This window comes from Erwinia sp., from assembly GCF_031978025.1.
Taxonomy (GTDB): domain Bacteria; phylum Pseudomonadota; class Gammaproteobacteria; order Enterobacterales; family Enterobacteriaceae; genus Erwinia.
Map to the genome: position 1 here is coordinate 1 of NZ_DALZCD010000187.1, position 8,655 is coordinate 8,655.

8 protein-coding genes are annotated in these 8,655 nt (G+C 52.8%); 4 read left to right on the forward strand and 4 right to left on the reverse strand.

The window, feature by feature from the left end; genetic code table 11:
• Both RTK32_RS14790 and RTK32_RS14795 read right to left on the reverse strand, forming a co-directional pair.
• Positions 1-775 (reverse strand): ROK family protein (locus RTK32_RS14790; RefSeq protein ID WP_312045301.1); only part of this gene is annotated, 775 nt, incomplete at its 3' end.
• A gap of 114 nt (positions 776-889) precedes the next feature.
• Positions 890-1,789: a LysR family transcriptional regulator gene (locus RTK32_RS14795; RefSeq protein ID WP_312045290.1), complete on the reverse strand. Its 900-nt coding sequence runs from the start codon at positions 1,787-1,789 to the stop codon at positions 890-892.
• 95 nt (positions 1,790-1,884) lie between these two features.
• Between RTK32_RS14795 and RTK32_RS14800 the strand changes: the two genes are divergently transcribed.
• Entirely contained in the window at positions 1,885-3,120 is a 1,236-nt protein-coding gene (locus RTK32_RS14800; protein ID WP_312045292.1) for an MFS transporter, read from the forward strand.
• A 39-nt stretch (positions 3,121-3,159) separates the two neighbouring features.
• Here RTK32_RS14800 and msrA read toward each other — a convergent pair whose 3' ends face one another.
• Entirely contained in the window at positions 3,160-3,690 is a 531-nt protein-coding gene (gene msrA / locus RTK32_RS14805; protein ID WP_312045303.1) for a peptide-methionine (S)-S-oxide reductase MsrA, read from the reverse strand.
• A gap of 392 nt (positions 3,691-4,082) precedes the next feature.
• Here msrA and RTK32_RS14810 point away from each other — a divergent pair, with 392 nt between their 5' ends.
• Complete coding sequence (locus RTK32_RS14810; RefSeq protein WP_312045293.1) at positions 4,083-6,122, forward strand: choline transporter; 2,040 nt, start codon at positions 4,083-4,085, stop codon at positions 6,120-6,122.
• A 25-nt stretch (positions 6,123-6,147) separates the two neighbouring features.
• On the opposite strand, the gene RTK32_RS14815 is transcribed toward RTK32_RS14810, so the two are convergent.
• The gene (locus RTK32_RS14815; RefSeq protein WP_312045295.1) at positions 6,148-7,224 is read right to left on the reverse strand and encodes an AbrB family transcriptional regulator; all 1,077 of its coding nucleotides are present in this window, start codon (positions 7,222-7,224) and stop codon (positions 6,148-6,150) included.
• A 697-nt stretch (positions 7,225-7,921) separates the two neighbouring features.
• Between RTK32_RS14815 and RTK32_RS14820 the strand changes: the two genes are divergently transcribed.
• Together RTK32_RS14820 and RTK32_RS14825 are read left to right on the forward strand one after the other, a co-directional pair.
• A complete protein-coding gene (locus tag RTK32_RS14820) occupies positions 7,922-8,323 on the forward strand; it encodes an H-NS family nucleoid-associated regulatory protein (RefSeq protein WP_312045297.1) in 402 nt (133 codons plus the stop codon).
• 133 nt (positions 8,324-8,456) lie between these two features.
• Positions 8,457-8,655: DNA replication terminus site-binding protein (locus RTK32_RS14825; RefSeq protein ID WP_312045299.1), on the forward strand; the 199-nt coding region annotated here is incomplete at its 3' end.

Sequence of the window (8,655 nt, forward strand, 5' to 3'; positions counted from 1 at the left end):
CGCAGTAACACTGTTTGCCCCACGGCTCGACCTGCGTGTGCCCAATCTCCACCAGCGTACTGCTCCCGCTGTGCAGCAGGCGACCGCCGGTAATCACCCCCGCGCCTACGTTATGATCGATAACGACCTGAATAACGTCACTGAGATCGCGCGAGGCACCAAACAGCGATTCCGCCATCGTCCAGGCGCAGATATCGTGCTGAATATAGACCGGCAAACCGGTACGTGCCGAGAGCGCCTCGGCCAGCGGCATATCGCTGACGCGATAAAAAGGCATCCGATGCACGATACCTTTTTGCGCATTCAAAATGCCGGGCAGCGTAATCGCAATGGCCGTTAGCCTTTCCAGCTTTTGCTGGTGGCGAATAAAGAAGGCGTCGATTTCATTAATAATGCGCGTCAGCAGAGGCTGCGGATCGTCAACGGGCAAGGGTCGGACTTCCTCTACCACCAGCAGACTGCTTAAGTCCCGCAGCGCCAGCGTCATTTCGCCGTTGCCAATGCGGCCAGAAAGGTAATGCCAGGCGGGCGTATCGACCACCAGCCCCACCGCCGGGCGGCCACGACTGCCCGCTTCCTGAAACTCGGTTTCCTGCACCAGATGCGCTTCCAGCATCTCACGCACAATTTTTGTGATGCTTGCCGGGGCCAGCTGTGCTTTTTTTGACAGCGCGATGCGCGATATCGGACCATAGCGGTCAATCAGGCGATACACTACGCCCGCATTGGTCTGTTTGATCTGATCGATATGACCAGGCTGATTGTCGGCTATCACTTTATTTTCGCGCCTCAAAATAAATCTCTGCTCATGGTGAAACAGTTCCGCGGACTCGTCAACGCTTTGATTTTTAGTGTGATTAACAGCACAGAATCCAGCTTAAGCGCTTGATCATTTAGAATCAGCGTTTCTCAGCATCATCTTCAGCAGGTGCTGCGTGGCCGCGCTGATTTCGCCCCGCTTTTGCCACACCAGCCAGACTTCCGACCACGCGTCTTCTTCCTGCAGCGTCAGCCAACAAAGCTGATCCAGGCGGGCGCGACAAAACGAAGCGGGCAGGATCGAAACGCCCAGTCCGGTGGCTACCAGGCCCAGGATCGTCATCGCTTCCCCCACCTCCTGTGCGACAGGAGGCCGGACAGCATAACGATCCAGCAGCGTGAGAATTTCGCTGTAAAGGGCTGTCCCCACCTGGGGGTCGAAAAAGACAAAAGGTTCAGCCGCCAGCTCACGCAGCGAGATCGTGCCACGTCCAGCCAGACGATGGGCATGATGCACAACGGCGCAAAGCGGTTCCCTCAGCAGCAGCCGATGCTCAAGCGTTTCCGGCAGCGGAGTATTACGCATTACGCCCAGATCCAATTGTCCCTCCTGCAACGGGGCCAGCTGCTGACGAGTGTTGAGCTCCTGCATCTTTACATGCACGTCCGGATAGTGCTGGCGAAACGTAAATAACGCATCGGAAACCGCAGAAATGAAGGGCGCAGAAGAGGTAAAGCCAATGCGTAGCGTGCCCTCCTCACCCCGATGCAACCTGGCCGCTTTATCGGTAGCGACCTCAACGCTGTGCAGAATCTGACGGGCGCTGGTCAAAAAGTGGGCCCCGGCAGGCGTCAGCTGAACGCTACGGTTAGTACGGGCCAACAGCTTCGCGCCGATTTGCTGTTCAAGCTGCTGGATTTGCTGGCTGAGCGGCGGCTGAGAAATTGCCAGGCGCTGTGCGGCGCGACCAAAATGCAGCTCTTCTGCAACGGCAATAAAATAGCGCAGATGGCGAAGCTCAATATTCATATTTTAAACATCTCAATTGAGAGGATTAATAGATTATACAACCTGTTAAGCTTTACATAAAATTAACATCTATTTTCCTGACATAAGGACAGGCAGTGAACGCCACTACTCAGGCTATCCCGGCGCAGAAAAACGCTCCCCGACCCGCCGAACTTTATATTAAAAGAAGCACACCGCAGTTTATGCGCGTCACGCTGGCGCTCTTTTCGGCAGGGCTGGCGACGTTTGCGCTGTTGTATTGCGTGCAGCCCATCTTGCCGATTCTGTCGCAGGTATTCGGCGTCTCGCCCGCCGCCAGCAGCTTGTCGCTGTCAATTTCGACCGGCACGCTGGCTCTGGGATTACTGGTGACCGGCCCGCTTTCCGATGCCGTTGGCCGTAAGCCCGTGATGGTAACGGCCCTGATGCTGGCCGCGCTTTTTACGCTGCTGTCAGCAACGATGGGCAGCTGGCATGGCATTTTGCTGATGCGGGCGCTGACGGGTCTGGCGCTCAGCGGCGTGGCGGCGGTGGGCATGACCTACTTGAGTGAAGAGATCCACCCCAACGCCGTGGCTTTTTCGATGGGGCTGTATATCAGCGGCAATTCCATCGGCGGCATGAGCGGCCGTCTGCTTAGCGGCGTCATTGCCGATTTTACCAGCTGGCGCGTGGCGATCGCCGCCATTGGTTGCCTTGCCCTGGCGGCGGCGCTGATGTTCTGGAAGATCCTGCCGCCTTCCCGCCATTTTCGCCCCGCCTCACTGAGGCCGCGTAGTCTGCTGATCAATTTCAGGCTGCACTGGCGCGATAGCGGCCTGCCGCTGCTGTTTGCGGAGGGTTTTTTGCTGATGGGCGCGTTCGTCACCCTGTTTAACTATATTGGCTACCGGTTGCTTTCACCGCCATGGTCGCTGAGCCAGGCGGTAGTGGGTTTGCTTTCGGTGGTTTATCTCACCGGCTCCTGGAGCTCTCCAAAAGCGGGCGCAATGACCGCAAAATATGGCCGGGCGAGGGTTCTGCTGGCATCGATGGCCCTGATGCTGACGGGCGTGCTGATCACGCTGGCAAACACTTTGTGGCTGATCTTTCCAGGCATGATGCTGTTTACGGCGGGCTTCTTTGCCGCACATTCCGTTGCCAGCGGCTGGATAGGCCCGCGTACCCGGCGAGCCAAAGGCCAGGCCTCCTCGCTTTACCTTTTTAGCTACTACCTGGGATCAAGCCTGGCGGGCACGCTGGGCGGCGTGTTCTGGCATCATTTTGGCTGGGCGGGCATTGCGGGTTTTATTACCGTGCTGCTGCTGTTGGCGCTGATGACCGGTTTTCGGCTGCACAGTAAAAAGCTGTAAAAAAAGCGGGCCTGCAGGCCCGCTTTCAGCAATAACGTTTTATTTAGTCTGGCTGGCGTAACGCTTACGCAGCTTCTGCAGTTTTGGCGGGATAACGGCCAGACAGTAACGGTTTTCCTGCCCTTCGCCTTCCCAATAGTTCTGGTGATAATCTTCCGCCGGATACCATTCGCTGGCGCTCTCGATCGTCGTCACTACCGGCTCGGCCAGCTCCGCCTGAGCACGAGCAATCGCCGCTTTGGCTTCTACCGCCTGCGTTTCGTTCAGCGGAAAAATGGCCGAACGGTACTGGGTACCGATATCGTTGCCCTGGCGGTTCAGCTGGGTCGGATCGTGGGTAGCGAAGCTGATGTCCAGCAGCTCGCCGTAGCTGATTTTTTCCGGATCGAAGCCCAAACGGATCGCTTCCGCATGGCCGGTTTCGCCCGTGCAGACCTGCTTATAAGTCGGGTTGGCAACGTGACCGCCAATGTAGCCGCTCTCTACCGAATCCACACCGTCAATCTGTTTAAAAACGGCTTCGGTACACCAGAAACAGCCACCAGCGATAATTGCGTATTCAGTCATCATCATTCCTTATTTGCTCTGCAAGCCTCGTTAGTCATTCCAGCATAAGTTTTTAATTATTGCTACGCACTTCCATGCGATCCTGTTTATTAAAGCAAAAGCCAAAACCAATAACACACGTAAACTATAGGGTTTATTCCGCTATCATTTCCCTTACTGTTATTTTTAATTGAATGCTCAATCAATAAAAACTATGATGTGAAGCTCATTTTTTAACACAACGTGAAGGAGGTGAAGCGAATAGCCAAATAATCGTCAAAGATCAACAAAATACACTACCTGCCCGAGCAGCTCCCCAGTGTAGTTAGCGGATATGCGGCGGATGTTTCCCAGTATGCGCTAAGGCACGCTTTGTGATAATCGGGTTTATTCTTGAGCATTTTTTCGGAGAATCTATGCCGACGACTGAAATACCCAGGAAAGATCAGCAAGACCGCATTAATCCAGTGGTCTTTTATACCTCAGCAGCGTTAATTTTGCTTTTCTCGCTTGCCACCATCTTTTTTACCGATTTATCCGATCGCTGGATAAATAACACTCTGCAGTGGGTCTCTAATACGTTCGGCTGGTATTACCTGCTGGCGGCCACCGTCTACATCGTTTTTGTGGTGCTTATCGCCGCCTCCCGTTTTGGTTCAATCAAGCTTGGTCCGGAGCAGTCTAAACCTGAGTTCAGCCTGATGAGCTGGGCGGCCATGCTGTTTGCCGCCGGTATCGGCATCGATCTAATGTTTTTCTCCGTGGCGGAACCCGTTACGCAGTATATGATGCCGCCGGAAGGCCAGGGTCAGACGTTGGAAGCGGCGCGTCAGGCTATGGTCTGGACGCTGTTCCACTACGGCTTAACCGGCTGGGCGATGTACGCGCTAATGGGGATCGCGTTGGGCTATTTTAGCTACCGCTACGGCCTGCCGCTCACTATCCGCTCTGCGCTCTATCCTATTTTTGGCAAACGCATCAACGGCCCCATTGGCCACTCTGTGGATATCGCCGCCGTTGTAGGGACCATTTTCGGTATCGCTACCACGCTGGGAATCGGGGTGGTGCAGCTGAATTACGGGTTAAAAGTGTTGTTTGACGTGCCGGAAGGATTGACGGCTCAGGCAGCGTTAATCGCCCTGTCGGTGATTATGGCGACCATTTCGGTCACCTCTGGCGTGAATAAAGGCATCCGCCTGCTGTCGGAACTTAACGTGCTGCTGGCGCTCGGTCTGATCCTGTTTGTGCTGTTTATGGGGAATACCAGCTTCCTGCTTAACGCGCTGGTGCTGAACGTGGGCGACTATATCAACCGCTTTATGGGCATGACGCTAAACAGCTTCGCTTTCGACCGCCCTACCGAGTGGATGAACAACTGGACGCTGTTTTTCTGGGCCTGGTGGGTTGCCTGGTCACCGTTTGTCGGTCTTTTCCTGGCGCGTATCTCACGCGGCCGTACCATCCGCCAGTTTGTAGTGGGTACGCTGACTATCCCGTTTATCTTTACCCTGCTGTGGCTGTCGATTTTCGGCAACAGCGCGCTGTACGAGATTATTCATGGTAATACCGCGCTGGCACAGGAAACGCTGGCCCATCCGGAGCGCGGCTTCTATAGTTTGCTGGCCCAATATCCTGCCTTTACCTTTAGCGCGTCGGTCGCCACTATCACTGGTCTGTTGTTCTACGTCACTTCAGCAGACTCCGGTTCGCTGGTGCTGGGCAACTTTACCTCGAAGCTGAGCGACATTAATAACGACGCACCCAACTGGCTGCGTATTTTCTGGTCGCTGGCGATTGGTCTGTTGACGCTGGGTATGCTGATGGTCAATGGTGTAACCGCGCTGCAGAAAACCACGGTCATTATGGGACTGCCCTTCAGCTTTGTTATTTTCTTTGTGATGGCCGGTCTGTATAAGTCGCTGCGTGTAGAGGATCACCGCCGCGCCAGTACTATTGTCAGCACCCCGCCCGCGCCGGTTTCCCGCGAAGATCGCCTGAACTGGAAGCAGCGTATTTCTCGCGTGATGAACTATCCGGGCAGCAGGCATACCAAAAAGATGCTGGATAACGTTTGTCGGCCCGCGATGGAAGAAGTGGCGCTTGAGTTGGAGCGACGCGGTGCTAAGGTCCAGGTCAGCGAGCGGCCACCGCTGGAAGATGAACGCCTTAATCATCTGGAAATGGTTGTCAACCTCGGCGACGAGCAGAGTTTCCTCTATCAGATTTGGCCGCAGCGCTATTCCGTCCCGGCGTTTACCTATCGTGCCCGCAGCGGCAAGTCGGACTATTTCCGTCTGGAAACATTCCTGCTGGAGGGAACTCAGGGTAACGATCTGATGGATTACACCAAAGAGCAGATTATCAATGATATTCTCGACCAGTACGAACGTCATCTGACCTTCCTGCATATTCATCGGGAAGCGCCGGGCAGTACCATGCCTTTCCCGGAAGCCTGATCAATCGTAAAATAAGGCCGGACGTTTAGTCCGGCTTTTTTTTGCCAGCCAGTTGTTTTTCCCCAGTACGCTTCGCTAACCATTTCGCTAAAACCGGCCCGGTGAGCAAAACCACCATAAAACGTCCGGTCTGCATCGCCATGACAAAAGAAAGATCGACATGGCTGGATGCGGCAATAATAGCAACCGAGTCAGCGCCGCCAGGACTGGTTGCGAGGTAAGCCGTTAAAGGATCGATACCGGCGAAACGTACCAGTAAAAAAGCCAGCCCGCAGCAAACCGCGACCAAACTAAATATCGCCAGCAACAGCCGCGGTAACACTTTAGTCGCATAAATAAGGATAGCCCGATTGAAGCGCAGGCCAATACTCCAGCCGATCAGGGCATAAGCCGTCATAAGCAGAACAGGCGGTAATTCCAGTTTCACCCAGTGAGCATTTTGTACCAGCAGTCCGCCAGCGAGCGAGAGTAATAAAGCACCCGCTGGCAGTCTTATCAGTCGGCTAATTCCTACACAGATGACTATTACTAATAAAGTGGTACCAAATGCAGGCCACTCTATCGGCTGAATAATGGCAAAAGCCGAGCCGGCAGGTATGGTTGTTGGCGGTGTCCAGATACGGGCAATGAAGGTCGCCAGCAACGCTACAATAACTACGCGTAGATATTGCATAAAGGCAACCAGCCGCACGTCGGCATCATAATTCTCTGCCATCAACGTCATGGCGGCTGCAGCACCGGGCGACGATCCCCAAATTGCCGTTGAGCCTGGCAGGACTTGCCAGCGGGTTAACAACCATCCCGACAGCGCGCTGGCGAGAATAACGGAGAAAATAGCAGCAGCGAACAGTGGCCAGTTTGCGGCTATTTCTACAAATATGGAGGGCGGCATGGCTCGCGCTATCATGCACCCTACTACGCCCTGTGCTAAATAAAAGAGCGGTTTGACAATAACCACGGATTTATCACGAGCGGCAAACAGAATAGCCACCAGCATTGGCCCTAATAGCAGCGCAGCGGGCAGTCTCATCTGCTCAAGGAGGCCTACCGCAAGCGCCGAGAACAGAATGAGAGCGAGCCAGCGGAACGGAAAGACATTCATTAATTTATCCTGTTGAATGGATAAATTTATCCTGGCACAGGGAAACAAGACTCACCAGTAGCGTTGATTATTAACTCTTTGTACTGAACAGCTGTATCAATAGGTTTTAAAGCCATAAAGGGGGGAAGTGTAATACTGTACTTAACGCAACGCCTGAAATTTACTGCTTAAGTATGTTGTAACTACATTGATAAGCCTGACGGTTGAATAGACTGATAAATAGCAAAGTTTGTAAGATTAATCATAGCGTCCTTGCCCTCTGTTATTTTTTATCTTTGCCACTTTCATTATAACTGTTTGCCCTGCCCCTTTTAGTGGCTGACAGACTTTAACGCTGCCTGACGCAGCAAAATGTCAAACAATCCCACTCACAGCTTGCAAAAAATTCTTACGATGTTGCTACGGGAGATTAATTTAACCTCGTTTACCGCTATGGGCTTGACTGAAATGCCAGCCGCTTCCGATAAGCCAGCTGCGCCTTTTTTATTCTGCCCTGCCGGGTAAGTTAAGATTTTTCCCATTCAGGGAAAATATATCGTCATCAGGGCGGGACTATTTTGCAAAAAATATGAAAAAGTCCCCCAATAAAGGTTTTTTTGAAATTTAGTGTTTTTAACTGCGGAAATTCTATGTACACTGTCCTACGATACATACACTGATAATGTTTTTTAACTAACTCAACGCTACGGATTCCTTTATGAGCGAAACTCTGAAAGTACTAAATAACATTCGAACTCTTCGTGCACAGGCTCGTGAAGTTTCTTTATCTGAACTGGAAGAGATGCTGGAAAAACTCGAAGCTATCGTTAACGAACGTCGTGATGCAGAAGCGGCTATCGCTTCAGAAATCAAAGAAAAAGAAGAGAAGCTGGCGAAATATCGTCAGATGCTTTTGGACGACGGTATCGATTTAAGCGAGCTGACCGCGGCTGAAAGCCACTCAGGTAAATCACGTGCGAAACGCGCGCCACGCCCTGCTAAATACCAATATACTGATGAGAACGGCGAAACTAAATCATGGACCGGCCAGGGCCGTACTCCGGCAGTGATTAAGCAGGCGCTGGATCAGGGTAAAAAGCTGGAAGATTTCCTGATCTAAATCTTCGGCCACGCTGGTCGTTCAGCGTGGCAGCTTTATTCCCCCTTCCGATCTATTTTATTCCCTCATCTGCACAGTCGCTCTTTTATCGCCCGTTTGCTATCTTAAAGTATGTTGTAACTAAGGATATATAATGAGTCGGTACACTGCTGTCGAAAATTTGCATCAATGCGCCTCCGATTTACAGGCCGCTTTAGGTGAACTAACCCGGCAACTTTCCGCGCAGCGCCTGCTGGCGGCTCGCGTTTTTGAACTGCCGCCGATCCAGAAAGGACAGGAACACGATCCCGTTACGGAAATTGCCGTTGTACAGCACCTGGCGCAGCCCGCCT